Source organism: Limibacter armeniacum (assembly GCF_036880985.1).
GTDB classification, from domain to species: domain Bacteria; phylum Bacteroidota; class Bacteroidia; order Cytophagales; family Flammeovirgaceae; genus Limibacter; species Limibacter armeniacum.
Window position 1 is genome coordinate 296763 of sequence record NZ_JBAJNO010000001.1, and the last position, 22379, is coordinate 319141.

A 22379-nucleotide genomic window follows, 5' to 3' on the forward strand; every position below is an offset into this window, starting at 1 on the left:
CCCCTCTTTGAGGGGTTTTTTATTGACAATAAAGGGGGCATACAGATAATGACACTTTTTTACGCTTATCATCAATCGAATATTTCATTTTTTCGGTATAGAAAACCAATACAGCAACAACACATACCTGTTTTGAACAGATACTAAGAAAATGAAAAAGCATACAAGATGGCGATTCGCTGAAAGGGACTTATTAGTCTTCTTTGCAGTGATGCTTTTTGCACTGAACAGCACAGCTATCGCAAAAGAAAAAGGCAAGCCTACAAAGCCTAATGTGGTGCTGATCATCACCGACGATCAGGGCATTGGGGATTTGGGATGTCATGGAAACCCTTGGCTGAAAACGCCCAATATCGATGCTTTTTACAAAGAAGCGGTCCGCATGACAGATTTCCATGTAAGCCCGCTTTGTACCCCGACTCGTGCCGCTATTTTTTCAGGACGCTACCCTATTAACAACGGGGCGTGGTCCACTTTCAAGGGAAGGGATGCCCTGTCAAAAGGCACCAAAACCATTGCGGATGTTTTCAGGCAGAACGGCTACAGCACCGCCCTTTTCGGTAAGTGGCATCTGGGCGACAATTACCCTGTCCGTCCGACAGACTGTGGCTTTGAGGTAGCTGTACATCATTTGGCTGGAGGCGTTGGAGAACTATCGGACTATTGGGGTAACAGCTACTTTGACGATGTCTATTACGTCAACAACGAACCCAAGCAATTTAAAGGCTACTGTACGGATGTCTGGTTCAGTGAAACCATGAAGTTCATTGACTCGCACCAAGACAAGCCGTTTTTTGTTTGCCTGCTTTCCAACGCACCGCATGACCCCTTGATTGTAGCAGAAAAGTATGCAGCCCCTTACAAGCATCTGGAAGGGGATAAGATCATCAGCGCCAACCTCTACGGCATGATTGCCAACATTGATGAAAACTTCGGAAAGTTCAGAAAATTCCTGAAAGAGAAAGGATTGGAAGAAAACACCATTCTGATTTATATGAGTGACAACGGCAGCCGCTTTGGGTATAGCCGTGATGGAAAGTTGGGCTACAACAAGGGTTTCCGAGGAATCAAAGGAGACAAGCTGGAAGGTGGTCACCGTGTACCATTTTTTATTCAGTGGCCAAACGGTAAAATCGAAGGAGGGAAAGACATCAGTGAGCTGGCTGCTCATGTAGACCTGCTGCCAACACTTGCAGGGTTGTGCGGGATTCCAATTCCTGAAGGGATGCAGCTGGACGGAATGGATATATCACCATTGCTTTTGGGCAAGAAGCAAAAAATGGATCAGCCGAGAAGCGTATTTGTGCATCACCGGCAGGATTGGCGTCCTCCTATGGAAGTGGATCAGACCTGTATCCTGCAGGATGACTGGCGCCTGATCAATGGCAGTGCTTTGTATGACATTCGATTGGATCCACAACAGACCCAAAACTTGGCGAAGGAAAATCCGCAGGTCGTACAGCAGTTGCTGAAACAGAATGCCGATTTCCTTCAAAACAGCAAAAAGAATGCGGTGTACAGGGAGCTGCCCGTCAATACAGTAGGCAATAACGCACAAAATGAAATCAAGCTGACCATTCAGCATGCCATCGGAGAGGATGGCGGTATCTGGAAGTGTGAGCAAGTGGCAGCCGGAATGAAGAACACCAACAACACGCATGTCTTGGAAGTGGAGAAAGCAGGCTATTACCTGATCTCTTGCAGAAGGTGGCCCAAGGAATGTCCGGGACCTATTTGGGGGACGCCGGAAGAGAATCCCAAAAACCTCTTCAATTACCAAACCATCCGTCCGGAGAAAGTCAGCATTCGGGTTGCTAACCAAATGCTGGAAAAGAACATATCACCGGATGATGAGGCGGTTACTTTCAGTGTCGCATTGGAGAAGGGAAAGACCTTACTAGTCAACGATTTTATGGAAGGAAAAAGCCGTTACGGCGTCTATTACACTTATGTATCGTATTTAGGAACGGAACTATGAAAAATAAACTGATTCTTACGCTGGCATTTTTCAGCGTTATTTTTAGTGCTTTTGCCGAAAAGGCAAAAGCTCCTTTACAGCGGGAAACTGATTTCAATTTTGACTGGAAATTCACCTTGCTCGCTGATACTAGCAGTCTCACAAAAGTACCGCTTGCCGATGCAGATTGGAGAGCGGTGCGCTTGCCGCATGACTGGAGTGTGGAAGCTTCTTTTGATTCTACCCTTGAGGGCTGTACGGGTTACCTTCCAGGCGGCGTTGGTGTTTACCAAAAGCATTTTCAGACGCCTGTTTCTCCGGAAGAGAAAAGCACTTTTATCCTTTTTGATGGCGTCTACAATAATGCCACTTTCTGGCTTAATGGACAGGAATTGGGCATCAATCCTTATGGCTATTCTCCGGTCTATTTTGACCTGACAGACAAGCTGAAAACTGATGGTACTGATAATGTCCTGACGGTCCATGTGGATCACTCAAGATATGCAGACAGCCGTTGGTACACGGGAAGCGGCATCTATCGGAACGTTAAGCTGATCACAGTTGACAAATTGCATATTCCAATCTGGGGAACCTTTGTCACCACGCCTCAAATCAGTCAGGGCAATGCTGAAGTTAATATCCAAATTCAGGTCAAGAATGAGGAAGCCAAGACAAGCAGCTTTGAGCTGAAAACCCTCATTTTGGATGAGTCAGGAAATGAAGTGGCAGTAAAAGTACAAAAGCAAAAATTGGGTAAAGGTCAGTCAGCTACTTTCACCCAGACACTGAATGTAGTCAATCCGAAACTTTGGGACACGGAACATCCTACGATGTATAAAGCCGTTACGTCCTTATCGGTTAAAGGTAAGGTAGTGGATGAATACAATACGCCATTCGGCATCCGAAGGCTTGAGTTTAAGGAAGGAGAAGGCTTTTTTCTGAACGGGAAATCCACTTTGGTGAAAGGCGTTTGTTTGCACCACGATGGAGGTTTGGTAGGAGCAGCAGTACCGGAAGGCGTGTGGAGAAGAAGACTAGCTAAACTGAAGGAAGCGGGCGTCAATGGCATCAGGACATCACATAATCCATTCTCGGAAGAGTTTCTGAATCTTTGTGACGAAATGGGCTTTTTGGTTCAGAATGAAATTTTTGACGAATTGGATTATCCGAAAGACAAGCGTCTCAACATGCATGACCGCATCAAAGATTATATCACGAGAGGTTATTCGGAGCATTTTCAGGATTGGGCGAAAAGTGACCTGACCCGTACTATGCTTAGGGATAGAAACCACCCATCCGTATTTCAGTGGAGTATCGGTAACGAGATCGAGTGGACCTACCTGCATTACCGCTACATCACCGGTTTCTTTACCGATTATGAGAATCCGAACAAGAATTCGGGCTTTTACGGGAAGCTGCCGATGTATTCCCCCGATGAGCTGAAGAAACGCTATGATGAATGGGAAAAAGGCGAATACATCTTGGCGAATACTGCCAAAAGAATCAACGGATGGGTAAAAGAACTCGACACCACCAGACCGACCACTGCCAATCTGATTATTCCACAGGTCAGCCATGTAAGTGGCTATGCAGATGCCGTAGATTTGGTGGGGTACAGTTACCGTAATGTCATCATTCCTTGGGCGCAGAAACATTTTCCCCACAAGCAGGTGACTATCAACGAGTGTCCAGGTACATGGGATGATTGGAAACAGGTGTTGGAGCATCCCGGCGTATTCAGTATGTATATGTGGACAGGCATTGACTATATGGGTGAGCGTCATGGTGATTGGCCTGAGAAAAGTGCATGGGGAGATATGCTGGACTTGGCAGGATTTGAGGTACAGGGTTGGAATTACTTCAAAAGTATTTGGAATGATCAGCCGCACCTTTCAATTGGTACACTTCCTCTGGCGGAATCGGGTTTTACGGCTGACTCACTATCAGGCTTTGCAGTAGCTGAAAGCAAAAAATCATACAAATGGAGAGACTCCAATATGCATTGGAATTACCAAAAAGGTGACAGTGTATTGGTAGAAGTATGTGCCAACTATGCAACAGTGGAGCTGTTTCTGAACGGAAAATCATTAGGCTACAGAAGCATGTCCGAAAGCCCTGACAGACTGATGAGATGGGTAGTGCCATTTGCAGAAGGAGAACTGGTAGCTAAGGCAAAACTAGGCAATCTGGAGGAAAAAGCCAGTCTGAAATCAGCAGGAAAGCCTGTCAAAATGCTCCTGACAGCAGATCAGTCGACCTTAACGGCAAATGCCTATGATGTATCGCATTTGGTGGTGCAATTGGTGGACAGTAAAGGAGTGCCTGTTCAGACGGAAGATGTGCGTGTCAACTTTGAAGTAGAAGGAGAAGCGAAGTTGCTGGGCGTAGACAATGGTGCCAAAACCAATACAGAGGATTTTCAGAAGAACAACATACTGACTTCAAAAGGAAGATGCTTGACCATCATTCAATCCACCAAAACAGCAGGAACGGTAACTGTCACTGCAAAAGCGGAAGGTTTTGAAAGTCAATCCATTGAAATTCAGGTGGTAAAATCTCCTAAAGCATAATGATAATTGACCACGATTAAGCTTTGCAGATTAGAACGCACTTTAGGACCTGTGTCCCGAAGGGACTAAATATCTCAGCGATGGGATTTATCCCATCGACACGATACATACATTTTAGAAGTCCTGAAAGGACGATATATCAATAAAAATAATCCATAATTCAAGTTGAGAGAATCACTTACTGACAATATGAAGATGAGAAAAATACTACTGGCAGCCGCTATTATCGGAGCTGTACAAGCCTGCCAAAAGCCAATGCAAAAGCAAGCAGGATTTCCTTTTATTCTGCCCGATGAAAAGCCAAACCGTGAGATGAGTGCCGCCATGGAGCGCATCTATCGTGATTATGAAGCCCCACAGCCCCACGAAAATGAGCTGTTCAGTCAGTTCAAATACACAGAACTGAAAGGCTTTGATTACAATGGACATGACGGTACCATTACCCGCCGTGACCCTTCCAAAGTGATTCATCATAATGGAAAATACTATGTTTGGTATACTTACCGCCATACCCCAACACCACCTCAGGGAGCTGCAAAAAGCAATGATACCATTCCTTCCTCTGACTGGGATTTGTCTGAAATCTGGTATGCCACTTCAGAAGATGGCTTTACATGGGAAGAGCAGGGAGTAGCGGTCAAGCGTCCTGAAAAACCGATCGTAGGCTGGCGTTCAGTAACAACCACAGACATTCTGGAATGGGAAGGCAAATTCTATCTCTATTACCAAGGCTTTATGGAAGCCAGCGGAAAGCGTGGAGACGACTGCCCTGTAGCAGTGTCCTATGCTGATTCGCCGGACGGACCGTGGACGCCTTACAACAAGATTGTTATCCCGAATGGAGCAGAAGGAGAGTGGGACCAATATTCGATCCATGACCCTTATCCATTGGTACATGATGGCAAGATCTACCTTTATTACAAATCGGACTTCAACGAGAAACCACATCTGGTTCGGATGCAGGGAGTGGCTATTGCCGATAACCCGTTGGGACCCTTTAAGAAGCATCCACAGAACCCTGTTGTTACGTCAGGACATGAGACTACGCTGTTCCCATTTAGGGAAGGAGTGGCAGCTTTGGTTTACAAGGATGGACCGGAACACAACACAATTCAGTATGCGAAAGACTGGGTCAACTTTGAGATTGCTTCCATTACCGAACTGATGCCAATAGCAGCAGGACCGCATGTACCGGATGCCTTTACGAACACAAAGGACGGTAGAGGTATTACTTGGGGACTATCACATTTTATTGGAATGGGAGAAAAAGGAAAGAAACACTCTATGCTGGTGCGCTTTGATTGCGACCTAAGTTTGGATGTGGATGACCCACAAATGAAAGGGCATCAGGTGTACCATGCGCCGGAGGTGTATTTCCGTCAGGGATTGAGCCAGAAACAGCGGGAGCGGATTGCCAACGAGAATAAAAGTAAAAATCAGTAATTGATAACAGCATGAGTCAATCTGAACAATGGTTCGGGTTGGCTCATGTTTGTATATAAATATGCAATCATGAAAAAAACAGCAATTGCAATTCTGTCCATGCTGATGACGGTGCAAGTGCAGGCACAGACGGAAGCTGCCTTCTTTCAGCAGCTGGAAACCGGAAAAGTATTATCCACCAATGAAGTGACTTGGCAGCAGTTTGGTCCCGGCAATGCCGGTTTCGCCAACTTGTTACGCTTTCACCCGACGTTGCCAGGCGTGGTGGCTTTATGTCCGGATATGTGGAACGCCTATCAGTCTGAAAACCATGGTAAGAATTGGTATGGCATTACGGATCCGGATGGGGATGCTACTTTCTATCACTTGCGGGACCTGTATTATTCGCCAAGTGATGCCCAATTCGGTTTAGCCATTTCGTCTTCGGAATTGTGGCAGACGCATGACATGGGCAAAAGCTGGGAGGTAGTACCTAACTGTCCGTGGTACAAGGTGGATACCGATGGCGGAGATCAAGACCGATGGAAAAAGAAAGTCGCTTCATTGGCAATTGATCCAAACAACAAGGATGTCTGGTATGTAGGAGGAGGCATGAATGTCAGGGGACAGGATTGGCTTTCTAGCTACAAGGAAGTAACTGCCGAAAATCCACATGGAAAGGAAGCAGAAAATGAAGGAAAACTCTGGCGTTCCACCAATGCTGGTAAAAGCTGGCAACTGATCACAAAAGGTTTGCCTCAAAAGGCGCAGGTGGGGCGAATCACCGTAAATCCAAACAACTCCAAACAGGTATTTGCCGCTTCCAATTACGGTATTTTCCGCACTGATAACGGTGGTAAGAAATGGGTGTCGGTTTCTGCAGGCAAGCTGGACAATGATATCATCATGGATATGGATGCCTACTATGATGTGAAAAGCAAAAAGTTGATCATTTATGTGATTGATCAGGTGCAATACCTACCAGATGGTCAAACCACTAAATGTACTGGGGGAGTATTCTGTTCGGAGGATGCAGGAAAAACATGGAAAAAAATCAATGGAGATTTGGGGCTTGATATAGGACAACTGTCAGGCGGCGTGCCTGCAAACTATTACAAGAACATTGCTAAATGGATGGGGATTTCGGTAAAGGAAGCCAGAAAGAAATATCCAGTTTTACCAAAAAATGCCCTGCAACGCTTCAATATGATCAGTGTAGATCCAAGTCGTGAAAAGGCAGTCTATTTGGGTTTTTCGGATCCACAGATCGGAAATTCCATTATGCCGGGAAGGCTTTGGGTGACGGAAAACAATGGTAAAAAGTGGACGAACACAGCCCGTTTGTATGAAGATGCTTGGGCAAAGGATAGCCGGTATTGGGAAGCCCGCAACAATCCTTATCACGAAAACATGGAAGTAGGTCATTATTCCAAGCATATGCGATTTGGAAAGGATTACGCCCTTCGTTCCATGCGAGCCTTGGATGTTGGCGTGGACGGCAGTGTCATGATTATCTCCGATCACAGCACCATGCTCAGTATGGATCACGGCAAAACATGGAAGCAGATGGATGAGGACACCACACCGAAAGGCGGAATAGTAGGACATGGCAACAGCAATCTGCCGGGATTGACTATTGCGCAGGATCGCCGTTTCGAGACCACACTTTTTGGTTCTGGTGAACATCACCTTTGGATTCCAACAGGCGAGCGCAAGGATGGTATTCCTGCCATTAGGTTTGTGGAAAGCACACAGCCTACAGTCAGCAACTTGGCTTTTGACCCGTACGATGGCAAAACAGTGTATGCCACTTCCAACAGACAGGAAAACAAAGAAAACATCTTCAGGAGTACAGATGGGGGCAATACATGGGAAAACTATGGTGTAGCCACACCTGCCACCAAAAAGTGGAAGGACGATTTCTACACCAACGGACTGACCATTGATCCGATCAATAATCAGTACATGTATTTCGGAAGTACCCGCATTGTAAATGCTGAAAAAGGGAAGCAAGGTGGATTTTTCTTCTCAGAGGATTTCGGTAAAACATTTAAGCAAAGAAACAATGGCTTGCCTTCTCCAGCCCGCATCAATGACATTCAGTTTGATCCAAGAGATCAGTCCCGAAAGTCCCTGTTTATCGCAGCAGAAAAGAATACACAAAATTATTTTAAACCTGTTGCAGAAGGCGGCTTGTACCATTCTTCTGACAGGGGCTTGAACTGGAAAAAAGTAAAGACACCGAAGTCAGTGGAAAGTGTACAGTTTATCAAGATGGACCATACCAACCGGATGTACATAACCACTGGTCATAACGGTGGAGGAGCCGGCGTTTGGTACACCGATGATTTTGGTGATTCCTGGGAACAAATCTTCTCATTTGCCGGAACGGAATGTATAGACATTTCCCCATTTGACCATAACCTGTTAGTAGTTTCCGTCCGCTTTTCCTCTTTAAATCAAGGCATCTACATCAGTAGAGATAGAGGTCTCACTTGGACGAAAAACAACCGGAACATTGGCATTCCGCATCAGATCGAGGATGTGAAGTTTGATATTTTTGATGCGTCCAAAATGTGGCTAGCCACCAAAGGATGCGGTTTCTATGAGGGAGAGATTAAAGATGGACAGGACATACAGGTAGTGGAAGCATTGCCCAATGTAGCAGACAGCAAAGATGGGGCAGCCATTCAGCTGAAAGCCGACATAGTAAATCCTGATTTCAAGCATGACAAGATTATCTGGAAGTCAGAAAACCCGTCGGTGGCAACAGTTGACCGGAACGGTTTGGTCACGCCTGTTAGCAAAGGACAAACCAAGATATGGGCAACCACGGAAGATGGTAGGTTTACGGATTTCAGCATCATTACGGTGCATCCATAGGCAGTAAAACCTTTCGGCTTCGCTCAAAAACCTTGTTGGCTGAGCGGAGCCGAATTCGTGACTATTTATAATTAATGTGAATTATGCATTGAGTCTTTTTGCCCCTTGTAGAGACGCATGTAATGAGTCTCTACAATCAATCAATTTCTATTTTGTAGGGCTTGAATTAGAAAGCATATAAAGCGTTCACCATCCATAACTCACGTTAATTAGAGGATTTGGAAAAACTCAATGCATTAAGTTTGAAAGCAGTATTCCTATTTTATTCAAGACCAATCAACACCATGAAAATCAAAGAATTTTTAAGGACAATGGCGGTGGGAATACTGCCTTTTGTCACCCTTCTGCTGTTATCAGTTCAGCCGTTAAAGGCAGCCGACTACAACGTATTGGATTTTGGGGCAAAAGGAGACGGTCTTACCTTGGATACAAAAGCGGTGCAACAAGCCATTGACCAATGCAGTGCCGAAGGTGGCGGAAAAGTGATAATTCCGTCAGGCAAAACCGTTTTGGTCGGGACTATTTACCTGAAAAGTTATGTGATGCTTTACCTTGAAAATGGGGCAGTCCTGAAAGGAAGTCCAGATATCAAGGACTACACCACAGACACGCACAAGAACCGGTACAAGTTTGAGCCACACATGGATCGCTGCCTGATTTTTGCCCAGAATGCGCTTTCTTTTGGTATTGAAGGAAGGGGAACCATTGACGGGAATGGTCACCCCAAATATTTTAACCGAAAAACAGGCAGACCAATGCTGATCCGCTTTTTAAACTGTCAGGATATCCACATGCGAGATGTCAAACTGATCAATCCGGCGGCATGGACGTCAGCTTGGATCAATTGTGACGACATTCTGGTGGATGGGATTTACATCCATAGTCGGGTAAATCATAACGGAGATGGATTGGACTTTGATGGGTGTACCAATGTGCGAGTTTCGAATTCAAGCTTTGACACCAGTGATGATTCCATCTGTCTGCAAGCCTCTGATACTGAAAGGGGATGTCGTGATGTGGTGATTACCAACTGTATTTTTGAAAGCAAGTGGGCAGGTATTCGTATTGGCTTGTTGTCTCGTGGAGATTTTGAAAATGTGACCGTCAACAATTGTACGTTCAAGAATATTCAGGACAGCGGATTGAAGATCCAAATGAACGAAGGTGGAAAAATGAGCAACATGATATTTTCTAACCTGATTATGAAAAGCGTTCCCCGACCGATTTTCCTTACTTTCTGTCAGCAAAGAGCCTATGTGGACTCACCTGATACATTGTACCCGATGGATAAAATGGGAGATATGACTTTTCAGAACCTAAGTATTGACAACCGTATGCTCGACAAGAACAGCGGTATTTTTATCACAGGTATTACGGACAACTATATTGAAAATATCATCCTGAAAGATATCCGAATGCATGTGTCGGGGGAAGGAACAAAAGCAGATGCGGATCGAAAGGAATTAAATGAATATACGCCAGAAGTGCTAAAAAAATGGTGGCCCGAGTTTCGTCTGGTCGGCACGCTGCCAGCATCGGGCGTATACCTGAGGCATGTCAAAAATGTATTGGTAGATAACATCCAGCTTTTTACAGAGAAACAGGATGCACGTCCACCGATTGTATTGGACGATGTGCTCAATCCGGCTGTCCATCACTTTTTCCTGAATGGGAAACCTATCGAGGCCGATCAACTCAAACACCAATAACACTTATATGAAAACGAATTATAAAATTGCGCTATTTCTACTGCTTACGACACTGGTAAGCAACCTCTGGGCACAGACGAAACCCAACGTAGTGGTCATCTACACCGATGACCACCGTTTTACAGGCATCCATGCTTTAGGCAATGAAGCAGTCAGGACCCCCCATATTGATAAGCTAACCGATACCGGCGTGGCTTTTACGAATACCTACCTGATGGGAGCATTCACCGGGGCTACCTGTATGCCGAGCCGTGCCATGCTGCTGACCGGAAAGTCACTCTTTCATTTAAAAAATCTGGGACGCACCATTCCTGAAAAAGACGTGACGATGCCTGAAGCATTCCACAAGGCAGGCTATCATTCGCATATCGTGGGAAAATGGCACCAAGATCGCAATTCTATTTCAAGGGTATTTGATTCGGGAGGAAAAGTGATGGGATTGGGGGCTTACCTGGTCGATCATTACCGTATGCCTTTGTGGGATTGGAACAAGGAAGGAAAATTCACTAAAGACAATGCCTACTTACTGGAGTATGATGATCACCAAAACATTGTCAAATCACCATTTACCAGCAAAAAATATGAAAGAGGTCCTATCGGTACGGAAAATAATGGACCACATACTTCCGAAATTTTTGCCGATGAAGCCATCAGTTTTATAACGCAATATAAAGAGGATAATCCTTTCTTTATGTATGTGGCATTCCATGCGCCTCACGACCCGAGACAGGCTCCAGAAAAGTACAAGAAAATGTACCCTGTCAGTAAGATCAATTTACCACCCTCTTACCTGACGCAGCACCCGTTCGATAATGGGGATATGTTTATCCGAGATGAAAAACTGGCGGTTTGGCCCCGTACAGAGGAGGTTTCCAAGGAACAGCTTTCAGACTACTATGCCATCATTACCCATTTGGACGAACAGATCGGGCGTGTGATTGCCTCTCTGAAAAAGAGCGGAAAGTATGAGAATACCATAATCGTGCTGGCGGGCGACAGCGGATTGGCAGTCGGCAACCACGGACTGATGGGCAAACAAAACCTTTATGATGAGGATGGCATACACGTTCCTTTTATTATCTCAGGGGGAGCTGTAACGCACAAAGGCAAAAGGGAAGATACCTTCTGTTATATTCATGATATTTTCCCGACAGTTTGCGAGATGGCAGGCGTTGAGATTCAATCGTCAGTCGAGGGGAAAAGCATGATGCCAGTGGTCAATGGTACGCAGAAATCGGTGAGGGATTATACCTACCATGCCTACAAGCAATACCAGAGGGCATATAGAAAAGGGGACTTCAAACTGATCGAGTATGTGAAGGCAGAAGGGGAATGGAAAGGTGATAAAAATGTAAAAGGCTCAAGGGTGACACAATTGTTTAATGTAAAGAATGACCCTTGGGAAACACAGGACCTGACCATTTTTCCGGAGTACAAGGAGGTGTTGGAAACCATGACAGCAGAGATGAAAAAAGCAGCTGTGTCTGAAGGAGATAATAAGGAAGCAATAGGTTATGGTTTCGATTTTTGGGATTACTATCAAACATTTTGAGTAGGCAGAAGAAAGAAGGGTTTCACAACGAGGTGGGGAAAAAAGTTCAAAATGCTAGTCCTATTGTTCAGTATTAATTTTCACCCTAGTAAATGCACAATATTTATACCTAGCTAGAGCGGAATAGTCATATCATTAGCAGATGAATATCATGGAGAAGAAAAGACTGAGTTATATCGGTTGGTTATCTGCTATCCTGTTGATTCATCTGAGGGTAAATTTTAATGTTAGGACTATCAATATTAGGGAAATGAAGATTTTGGGAAAGTTGACATGGGTAATCGTATTCCTATTGCTTTTTACGGTAAAAGATGCATTTACACAGATTTCAGGGAAAATCGTAGATGAAGCCAATTCGCCATTGGAATATGCGACGGTTGCGATCTATCAGCAAAAAGACAGCCTATTGGTGACGGGCAATGTAACTGAGCCAAACGGCAGTTTTATCATTCCATTTGTGGAAGCAGGCGCCTATTATGTGGTGGCCTCTTTTATCGGTTATAAATCCAGAACAATCGGTGATATTGTCATGGCCAAAAAAGGCGAGAAGAAAAACCTTGGGCAGATCATGCTCTCCATGGGTATTGAGCTGGACGAGGTAACCGTACAGGGAGAGCGCGCCACGGTACTCAACAAAATTGACAGACAGGTTTTTGATTCCCAAAAATTCCAGAGTGCCCAAGGAGGTACCGCCACTGATGTATTGCGTAACTTGCCTTCCGTACAGGTAGACGGTCAGGGTGAGATTTCGGTAAGGGGAAGCAAGGGTTTTGTGGTGTTACTGAATGGAAAGCCTTTTCAGGGAAATGCGGCATCGCTGATTGATCAATTACCTGCCAATGCCATTGACCGTGTAGAAGTGATCACGGCGCCTTCTGCCAGTTATGATCCAGAAGGAAAAGCGGGTATCATCAATATCCTGACCAAAAAGGGAGCTGCTGATGGCTCATTTGTTCAGGTGAACCTGCGAGGCGGATTGCCTTCTATAGAAAATTATGACAATGCGAATATACATCAGCGATATGGTATGGATGCCATCTACAATGTGCGAAAGGATAAATGGAACATTTCAATGGGCGGCAGCTACCAACGCAATGACCTTGGCGGCAGAAGAGAAGGCGATGTGTATACCATTATCAACGATACGCTGACCCGTTTTCCTTCTGATGGGGAGCGTAGTTTTGATGTAGAGGATTTCAGTGGTCGATTTACTGTGGATTTCACGCCTGATTCTACCAACAACTTCTCATTGGGTTTTTATGGAGGCATCAAGAACAAGGACCGTTTGGCAGATATTGTTTACTATGATAACCACGCGTCTGTGGTAGGGGAAGATAATAACAGGTTGTATACCATTCAGTATTTTAACCACAACCTGAGAACTCGAACCAGTGATTTTGCCTTGGGAAGCCTTGACTACAGCCATATCTTCGGCAACAGCTCAAAACTGTCAACCTCGTTTCTGTATGAATATACCCTTTTGGGAGGACCTACTGTGAACCAGAATTTGGGTTATCCGAATGCAAATATTCTTTACCAGGATGAGTACAATACCAACGACAATCCGCTGAATGGTATCCGATTCCAATTGGATTATACTTGGCAACCGTTTTCTTTCGGAAAACTGCAAACAGGCTATCAATACAGAAAACTATTGCATGTCGGTGACTTTGTTTATCAGCGCAGAAATGACTTCAACAGCGAATTCCAATTGGTACCGGACTTCTCCAGTGAAGTGGATCTGGAGCGAACTATCCATGCAGGATACGGACAGCTGACAGGTAAAAAAGGGCGTTGGGATTATTCGTTAGGGGCAAGAATGGAAGTGATGGACAGGGCTTTGGACCTGAAAGATAAAGCCGGCACTATCGACACGACCTATGTCTATAATTTTGTGAAACTGTATCCTTCGGCATCTGTTCAGTATGGAGTGGATAATGATTGGGCTTTGAAAGCGGCTTATAGTAAGCGGGTAGACAGAACCACTACTTTCAAGATGAATCCATTCCCTGAAAGGGAGCATTCCGAAACGTTGGAGCAGGGAGATCCGGAACTGTTGCCGGAGTTTATTGATCTGTTTGAATTGGGTTTCAATAAGTATTTCCAAAATGACCAATCCGTATATGCAACGGCTTATTTCAGGAATGTAGAGAATCTGGTCAACCGTGTGAATACCGTTTACAATGATTCTATTCTGAACCGAATCTACACCAATGTCGGGACGGCAAAAGTTGTCGGTTTGGAAGTGGGGGCAGAGTTTAAGCCGCATAAACGATGGACCAACTTTGTTGGTGGTAATATTTATCGTTATGCGATTGATGGAACTTTTGATAATCGGGAAGTGAACACCACAGCGACGGTTTATTCCTTCAATGTCAATTCAACCCTACAATTCTGGAAAACAGCTTCGGTTCAGTTTACCCTTAACTACCTGTCAGACCGCAATACGGCACAGGGAGAAGATTCACGCTATTACTCGCCTAACCTGACATTGCGCAAGACCTTTATGGATCGCAAGTTGGCAGTAACCCTGCAATGGCTCAACATGGATATGGGCTTGCTGGATACAAACGAGCAGCGGATTTCCACTTGGAGAGATGGCGAATTCTATACGACTACCAACTATGTGTATGAGGTTGATATGTTTGTGCTGAACCTTTCCTATACCTTCAGGAATGGTAAGAACAGATCCAAGTTTATCAAGAGTGAATTTGGTGAAAGGGAATTCTAATCATTGCTGATAAATAAAAAAGAAGCGTTGAAATACTGTATTTCAACGCTTCTTCTTTTTGAGAAAGGGGAGTGTTAGATCCCTTTTTTCAAACTCAACTTAAAGGTATAGGCAAAAGCTTCTGCCACCTCTTCGGGCATTTCTATCTCCAACCCATTTTTGGTCTGTTCCCATTTTAAAGACCCGCCATACCCTAGCAGGAATACTTCTTTCACCTTATCTTTCTTCGAAACTGATTTCAACAGCAATTTGCCTTGTGGGCGATCGAGCACAATGCCGAAAACGACTTTCTCATCCTTGGTGCGCGTATAGCGAATGTCTTTAGAGGTATAGGCGAGGTTCTTTTTGATAAAGCTGCCTTCTTTTTCCAGTACCGTAGGACCTTCTGCAGCAATTTTCCAAGGGCGGGTGTTGTAGATGCCTTCGCCATTTACTTTAAGCCATGCACCGATTTGCTTCAGCATTTCTTTTTCATTCTCAGGAATGTTGCCGTCACTGTCTGGACCTACATTAAGCAGCAGACAGCCGTTCTTGCTGACGATATCAACCAAAGCGTCTATAATATCATTGGCATCTTTGGTTGACTTTCTGCTTGAATGGAACCAAGCTGGTGTCATGGTATCATCGGTCAGCCATGCTTTTTCCTGTACGTCTTTGACCCTTCCTTTTTCGTAGTCAACGATAGCGCCTGGCAAATAAGGAGAATAGTTCTTTACCGTGGTTGCGACTTCCTTATTATTGGCAACACCATAATTGTAATAATCCGCTAGGAATGGATACATCAAGTCGTTCGGGATGATTCGGGTGCCCATATCTAGCCAAACCATATCAGGGTTGTACTTTGTTATGTATTCATCCAAAAGCCCTCTCCACCATTTTCTGAATTGTGGAGACAGTGGATCATCTCCTTTGTGAGGCTTAAAATACAGATCTTCAAATGCAGGATTCGCCCCGTCATATTGATAGGAAGGCACAAAATAGCGCCATGTATGGCTGTGGTGGAAAGAGGCGATGTATTTCATGCCACGTTTACGGATTTCCTTTTCAAGTTCGGCAGAAGGATCGATGCCTGCCATGTTGATGGCATTCCAACGGGTAACGTCACTGTTCCACATGGCATATCCGTCGTGGTGAATGGCTACAGGTCCGGCAAAGCGTGCACCGGCTTCCTGAAACAGTTCCGCCCATGCTGCAGCGTCAAACGACTTGGGTTGAAATGTCTTGATAACATCCTTCCAGCCAAATTCTTTCTGATCACCAAATTTCTCTTTGTGTACATTATAAGCCCAATGTGCGCCCTTGTTGAGCGAGTCCGGCATTGGTTGACCAGTACGGTCCCAGCTGCGATCAGCATACATATAGTAAGGATACCATCCGACTCCGGCAAGTTCATTACCTACGGTTGTGGGTGTCCAGTGTGTATAGATGCCGAACTTGGCATCTTGAAACCATTCAGGCATCTGGTGGGTATCAAGGGATTTATAAGTAGCCTGAAATTGTGCTTTAGCAGTCTGCAACCCAAACAGCAACGCAACTGACAGGATACTGAATTTTAATTTATTCATCAGTATTGGATTTTTTAATAAAGGGTAAATGTCATCCAACGGTTATTAGGAGGTTGGAAAAGAAGGGAGCATAGTTGCCTTGTCCTGAAGTAAGTCAACACATAAGGGTCAACTTACTTCAGAGCAAAACAGGTTTATAGAAATCTTCAGGATTAGTGCAATGTCAATTCATTGAAGCTTTTTGGCTCAAAACCTTTTACTTCCTTGAGGTAATCCTTCTTCATTTTTGCCAAAATCTCAGGGTGTTTTTCGCTCAGGTTTTGTTCCTGAGCAGGGTCTTCTTTCAGGTTGTAAAGCTGAAAATGTTTAGCACGTCCAAGCTCAATACCCACTTGTGCATTGACAGGGTTACCCTCATACGGCGGAATCATTAGCCAGTCACCGGAACGGTAAGCAAGGCTACGTCCTGCTTCTACCACATACGTTTCTCTTCCTTTCTGAGAAGTTCCCATAAAGGCATCCAACGTATTTTTACTGTCTGTTGCTTCCTGATCCAATTTCAGTAGGGCGTTGACAGAATTGAAGATATCCAGTTGAGAGACCAACGCATCAGATTCCATTGGCTTGATCGTGCCTTTCCACATGCAAAGGAACGGCACGTGAGTTCCGGCATCATATAGGCTATACTTGCCCCCTCTCAAACCGCCAGTCGGTGTATGCAGTCCATTTCGGATATCGGATTGGTCGAAGTAACCGTCATTCAGCACCGGACCGTTGTCACTTGAGAAGAAGATCAGGGTATTTTCAAGCAGTCCTTCTTCCTTCAGAGTTTTCATAAACTGACCGATAGTCCAGTCTGCTTCCACGATTACATCACCTCTTGGTCCAAGATCAGTGCTGCCTACAAATTTCGGGTTCGGTACACGTGGCACGTGCGGCTGATGCAGGGCATAGTATAGGAAGAAAGGTTTTTCCTTGTTCTGTTTTACAAAATCCTGTGCAATGTTCAGGAAATGCTCCGACATATTTTCATCATCCCAATGGGCACTCTTGCCACCTTTCATATAGCCGATTCTCGGAATGCCGTTGACAATGGACTGGTTGTGCCCGTGGTGCCATTTCATTTTCAGCAGTTCAGGGTTGTCCAGTCCTGTCGGTTCTCCCTCAAAGTTCTTTTTGTAACTTACCTCAATCGGGTCATTGAGGTCAAGTCCCACCACGTTGCCGTCTTCCAAATAGACAGTCGGTACCCTGTCATTGGTAGCACCCATAATGTACGCATACTCAAAACCTACCTCATTTGGGCCCGGGCTTACACGCTCATTCCAGTTCACCTGTCCGTTTCCGACACCCAAATGCCACTTGCCTACTACCGCTGTCGTATAGCCATTGGCTTTCAGTTTTTTAGGCAAAGTCATTTTTTCAGTGCCGATCAGCAGAGGAGCATCACCGCTAAGGATTTGCGCATCCTTGTTCTTCCAAGGATACTCTCCAGTCAAAAGCGCATAACGGCTAGGAGTGCACGTAGATGAGGTCGCATAACCATTGGTAAAACGAATACCCTGTTTGGCGATCTTGTCGATATTGGGTGTCTTGATAGCTTTTGAGCCATAGCAGCTCAAATCCCCAAAACCAAGGTCATCCATATAGAGAATGATGACATTGGGCTTATCTGAAATGTTCTTACCCTTTTGTGCCATGCTTTGTTGAGTAGAGAACATCCCTCCCACAAGCATGGATAAAAGCAGTAGAATATTAGTGTGTTTTTTCATATTGGAACTAAAAATTGTGATACGAATCAAGGGATAATCTTACTGAATTCTTCAAGGATATAGGTGAATTATCCATCGAAAGAAAGGGGCTATTCTGATGAATACATTATATCCTGCCTTTTAAAGCGACTTCTTGACCTGATTAAGTGTTGATCATTCGCTAATCCCCTTTTTTTCTGCCTTATTTTTCACCTCCTCCCTCAGATCTTTCTTGTTTCTTGCAACAGATAAGTAAAGGAACAATTGAAAACAGAAGTTTTATTCTTCTCACTTACCCATAAATAGCCTTCATTTCGCCTATTTATGCAAAAAGGACTGACACTAAAATTTCCTATTTCAATTGCATATCTGCTTAAAATAGGATGAAAGAATAGGAGGCGTATAACGCCAAAAGCATTATCAAAAAACCAAACACAAGCTACTTACACAAATGCAAGCAAACAGATGCCTAAGTCTTTTTATGGTCTTCCTGCTATGCGGGTTTACTGCCATAGGACAAACCCCCAATGTGGTTGTGGTTTTGGCTGATGATATTGGGTTAGGGGACATTGCCCAATACAGGAGGGTTCACTCCCAGAACATTCAGGTGGAAACGCCTGAACTCGATAAGTTGATGACTCAGGGTATTGCCTTCAGTGATGCCCATTCTCCTACTGCGCTTTGCGCGCCGTCAAGGTACAGCATCATGACGGGCAACAACAGCTACCACAGTTATGCGCCTTGGGGTGTTTGGGGTGCTTATCAGGAAAGCCCGATTAAGGAAACTGATATGACCTTGGGCAAACTGATGAAGCAGGCAGGCTATTCGACCGCCTTTTTCGGAAAATGGCATATGGGAGGAGATTGGTTGAGAAAAGACAGCGAGGAGATTTACCGTGGTGCAAGAGGAAAGGCAGAACTTGATGTGGACATCTCCAAAATCGTAGGCTCCGGTCCTTTGCAGCAAGGCTTCGATTACAGCTTTGCTTTCCCTTCAGGCATTCAGGATGTGCCGTATTCAGTATATGAAAACAACGAATGGTACCCGCTTCACAAGGATTCCAAGATCATGGAGATTACCCAAGCGTACATGAACAGCATACATGTAAAACTGGATAAATCAGAAGGTTGGGGAGACTCACATTGGAATCCGTTTGAAATGGGACCACTGCTTGCCGAAAAGGCAGTCGCTTTTATCGAGCGTCAGGATAAGCAGCAACCGTTTTTTATGTATTACTGTACGCAAGCTGTCCATAAGCCACATACGCCATCTGAAGTGTTGGACGGTAAGAAAATTAGGGGCAGTACGCCTTCCAGCCATATGGATATGATACTGGAACTGGATGCCCAAATCGGCATGCTGGTCAAGGCTTTGAAAGCGAAAGGGGTATATGAGAACACGATTTTCATTTTTACTTCGGATAATGGTGGCTTACAAGTTCCTGAAACCATCAAGACAGGTCACCAATCAAGTGATATCTACAAAGGCAGCAAGAACCAGATTTTTGAAGGTGGTCACCGAGTTCCGTTTGTGGTGACATGGCCTGAAAGGATCGCACAAAACCGAACTTCAGATGCATTGATCTCAGGTACTGATATCATGGCAACACTGGCTGACCTCACAAGTCAAAACCTTGAAAAGCATCAGGGAATGGATTCCTTCAGTTTTCTGCCTGTTCTAATGGGAGAAAAAGAAGACAGCAGGAAACAGCTAATGATTCAAGCTGGAACAGATAGAAAAGTGGCTTTCAGGGAGGGCAATTGGAAACTGATTTTACAGTGCGATAAGAAAGGCAACAACCCTGAACCATTTGCCTTGTATGACCTGAAAAAGGATGAGGAAGAGAGAATCAACTTGATTAAAAAGGAAAAATATCAGGCGAAGGTAACCGATATGCAAAAAGCCTATCTCGAGATCCGAAACCAGAAGATCAGAACAGGTAGCAATCCTTCTTTTTGATGAGAGGAGAAATGAAATAACAACAAACAAGATGAAACGACCATTCACATATTCAATTATTAATAGACTAAACAGAAAGCTACGCGCTGCTATTATTGGCTTTTGCGGTTCCGTTTGCCTGACGCTTTTGATGCCACAGGTGGGCATGTCGCAGGCAACAGAGGAAGTGGATTTTTCTTTTATGGACACAGCCCTTCCGTTGGAGGAAAGAGCAGACCGTTTGGTCAGACAAATGACAATAGAGGAAAAAATCGGTCAGTTGGTTAATTCCGCTCCTGCCATTCCAAGGTTAAGCGTTCCGGAATACGATTGGTGGAATGAAGCCTTGCACGGTGTGGCAAGAAATGGGAAAGCGACCATTTTCCCACAAGGGATTGCAATCGGAGCCAGTTTTGATCCTGATCTTGCCAAGCGAGTGGCTTCTGCCATTTCAACTGAAGCAAGAGCGAAGTATGAGATTTCCCAGAAAATGGGTAACCGGAGCAAATATGCAGGACTGACATTCTGGACACCCAACGTCAATATTTTCCGTGATCCAAGATGGGGACGTGGACAGGAAACTTATGGGGAAGACCCTTACCTGACTTCCCGAATTGGGGTGGCTTTTGTACAGGGACTTCAGGGAGAGGATGACCGTTACCTGAAGACGGCGGCTTGTGCCAAGCATTTTGCCGTGCATTCAGGTCCGGAAGAACTCCGTCACGAGTTCAATGCCGAACCCTCGAAAAAAGATTTGTACGAAACCTATCTTCCTGCTTTTGAAGCTTTGGTCACGGAAGGAAAAGTGGAAGGTGTGATGGGCGCCTACAATGCCGTTTATGGAGAGCCTGCCTGTGCCAATCCATTTCTTTTGCAGGAGCTGTTGAGAGACCAATGGGGTTTTGATGGTTATGTGACATCTGATTGTGGTGCCATTGGCGGTATTTCATGGAAAATGCATTATACCAAAACAGCAGAAGAAGCAGTAGCAGTAGCCTTAAAAAGTGGCACTAACCTGAATTGTGGCGGCACTTACCTGAAACTGAAAAAAGCCTTGGAAAAAGGATTGGTAACAGAAGAATTGATTCATGAGCGTACGGTGCAGCTGTTCAAAACCCGATTCAGATTGGGCATGTTTGACCAAGCTTCTTCCAACCCGTTTGAGAAAACAAGTTCGGAGCATATTCACAGTGAGACACATGTGCAGCTTGCCCGTGAGGCGGCTCGCAAGTCTATCGTCTTGCTGAAAAACAAGAACAATATTCTGCCATTGTCTAAGGAAATAAAGGTGCCTTATGTGACGGGACCGTTTGCCAATTCCTCCGATATGTTGATGGGTAGTTACTACGGTATCAGCCCCAATTTGGTAACGATTTTAGAAGGCATCAGTGATGCGGTATCCTTGGGTACATCACTGAATTACAGAAGTGGTGCCTTGCCATTCCAAAAGAACATCAACCCTAAAAACTGGGCGCCGCATGTGGCAGCTGAGTCGGATGTGACCATCTGTGTTGTGGGCATTACAGCGGATATGGAAGGGGAAGAAGTGGATGCGATTGCTTCAGCCAATATTGGTGATAGAAAAGACCTGAAGTTGCCGCAGAATCAGATTGACTATATCCATCAGTTGGTGGAGTACAAAAAGGGACCACTTATTTTGGTCGTGGCAAGTGGAAGCCCTGTCTCACTGGAAGGAATTGAAGAGCATTGCGATGCGGTGATGCAGATTTGGTATCCTGGAGAGCAAGGAGGAAATGCTGTGGCAGATGTCCTGTTTGGGGATGTGGCGCCATCTGGTAAGCTGCCTATCACGTTCCCGAAAAATGTGGCGCAGCTGCCTGCCTATGAGGATTACTCGATGAAGGGAAGAACCTACAAGTACATGGAGAAAGAGCCGCTTTTCCCATTCGGTTTCGGACTGTCTTACACTGAATTTGAATACAGTAATATCCAAGTCAGCAAGCAGACACTGAAAGGAAAAGAAGACGTGACCGTTACCTGTACGCTCAAGAATGTAGGAAACCGAGAGGCAGATGATGTGGCGCAGCTTTACTTGATTCCGGTTGATGAAAATGCGGATACACCTAAATACCTGTTGAAACGCTTTCAACGGATAAACCTGAAGGCTGCAGAAAGCAAGCAACTTTCTTTTACACTCAGTCCTGATGATTTTAAGCTGTTTGATGCGGAAGGAGTAAAGCAATGGATGAAAGGGAAATATAAGCTGGTGATCGGAAATGCTTTGCCATCAGAACGAAGTAGGGAACTGGGAGCATCTGCACCGGTGGAAGCATTAGTTCTCTTAAAATGAGTTGTTGGAGTTTTAAATAAGACAGATTAACAAATCTAGAAGCATTTGT

The 22379-nt window shown here is 44.8% G+C and carries 11 protein-coding genes; 9 read left to right on the top strand and 2 right to left on the bottom strand.

The features are described from left to right. Positions 1-151: 151 nt before the first annotated feature. From V6R21_RS00995 to V6R21_RS01025, 7 genes are all read left to right on the top strand, one after another. Positions 152-1978: an arylsulfatase gene (locus tag V6R21_RS00995; protein WP_334240062.1), complete on the top strand. Its 1827-nt coding sequence runs from the start codon at positions 152-154 to the stop codon at positions 1976-1978. Next, positions 1975-4527 (top strand): glycoside hydrolase family 2 TIM barrel-domain containing protein, encoded by a 2553-nt coding sequence (locus tag V6R21_RS01000; protein WP_334240064.1) that lies wholly within the window; start codon positions 1975-1977, stop codon positions 4525-4527. The genes V6R21_RS00995 and V6R21_RS01000 overlap by 4 nt, the downstream gene beginning before the upstream one ends. 195 nt (positions 4528-4722) lie before the next feature. After that, positions 4723-5970 carry a glycoside hydrolase family 117 protein gene (locus V6R21_RS01005; protein WP_334240066.1) on the top strand — a complete coding sequence of 416 codons (1248 nt, stop codon included), beginning with the start codon at positions 4723-4725 and terminating at the stop codon, positions 5968-5970. Positions 5971-6039: 69 nt separating this feature from the next. Further along, positions 6040-8832, top strand: a complete 2793-nt coding sequence (locus V6R21_RS01010; RefSeq protein ID WP_334240068.1) for a VPS10 domain-containing protein — start codon at positions 6040-6042, stop codon at positions 8830-8832. A 284-nt stretch (positions 8833-9116) separates the two neighbouring features. Beyond that, positions 9117-10541, top strand: coding sequence for a glycoside hydrolase family 28 protein (locus V6R21_RS01015; RefSeq protein WP_334240070.1), 1425 nt, complete (start codon positions 9117-9119; stop codon positions 10539-10541). 7 nt (positions 10542-10548) lie between these two features. Beyond that, complete coding sequence (locus tag V6R21_RS01020; RefSeq protein ID WP_334240071.1) at positions 10549-12093, top strand: sulfatase-like hydrolase/transferase; 1545 nt, start codon at positions 10549-10551, stop codon at positions 12091-12093. 151 nt (positions 12094-12244) lie between these two features. Further along, entirely contained in the window at positions 12245-14824 is a 2580-nt protein-coding gene (locus V6R21_RS01025; protein WP_334240073.1) for a TonB-dependent receptor domain-containing protein, read from the top strand. A 74-nt stretch (positions 14825-14898) separates the two neighbouring features. Here the strand turns inward: V6R21_RS01025 and V6R21_RS01030 are convergent, their stop codons facing one another. Both V6R21_RS01030 and V6R21_RS01035 read right to left on the bottom strand, forming a co-directional pair. Further along, positions 14899-16389, bottom strand: coding sequence for an alpha-L-fucosidase (locus V6R21_RS01030; protein ID WP_334240075.1), 1491 nt, complete (start codon positions 16387-16389; stop codon positions 14899-14901). Between the two features lie 152 nt (positions 16390-16541). Further along, positions 16542-18101 carry a sulfatase-like hydrolase/transferase gene (locus V6R21_RS01035; RefSeq protein WP_334240076.1) on the bottom strand — a complete coding sequence of 520 codons (1560 nt, stop codon included), beginning with the start codon at positions 18099-18101 and terminating at the stop codon, positions 16542-16544. A 430-nt stretch (positions 18102-18531) separates the two neighbouring features. Between V6R21_RS01035 and V6R21_RS01040 the strand changes: the two genes are divergently transcribed. After that, complete coding sequence (locus tag V6R21_RS01040) at positions 18532-20040, top strand: sulfatase family protein (protein ID WP_334240078.1); 1509 nt, start codon at positions 18532-18534, stop codon at positions 20038-20040. A 31-nt stretch (positions 20041-20071) separates the two neighbouring features. Beyond that, positions 20072-22330, top strand: coding sequence for a glycoside hydrolase family 3 C-terminal domain-containing protein (locus V6R21_RS01045; RefSeq protein WP_334240080.1), 2259 nt, complete (start codon positions 20072-20074; stop codon positions 22328-22330). Positions 22331-22379 lie beyond the last annotated feature (49 nt).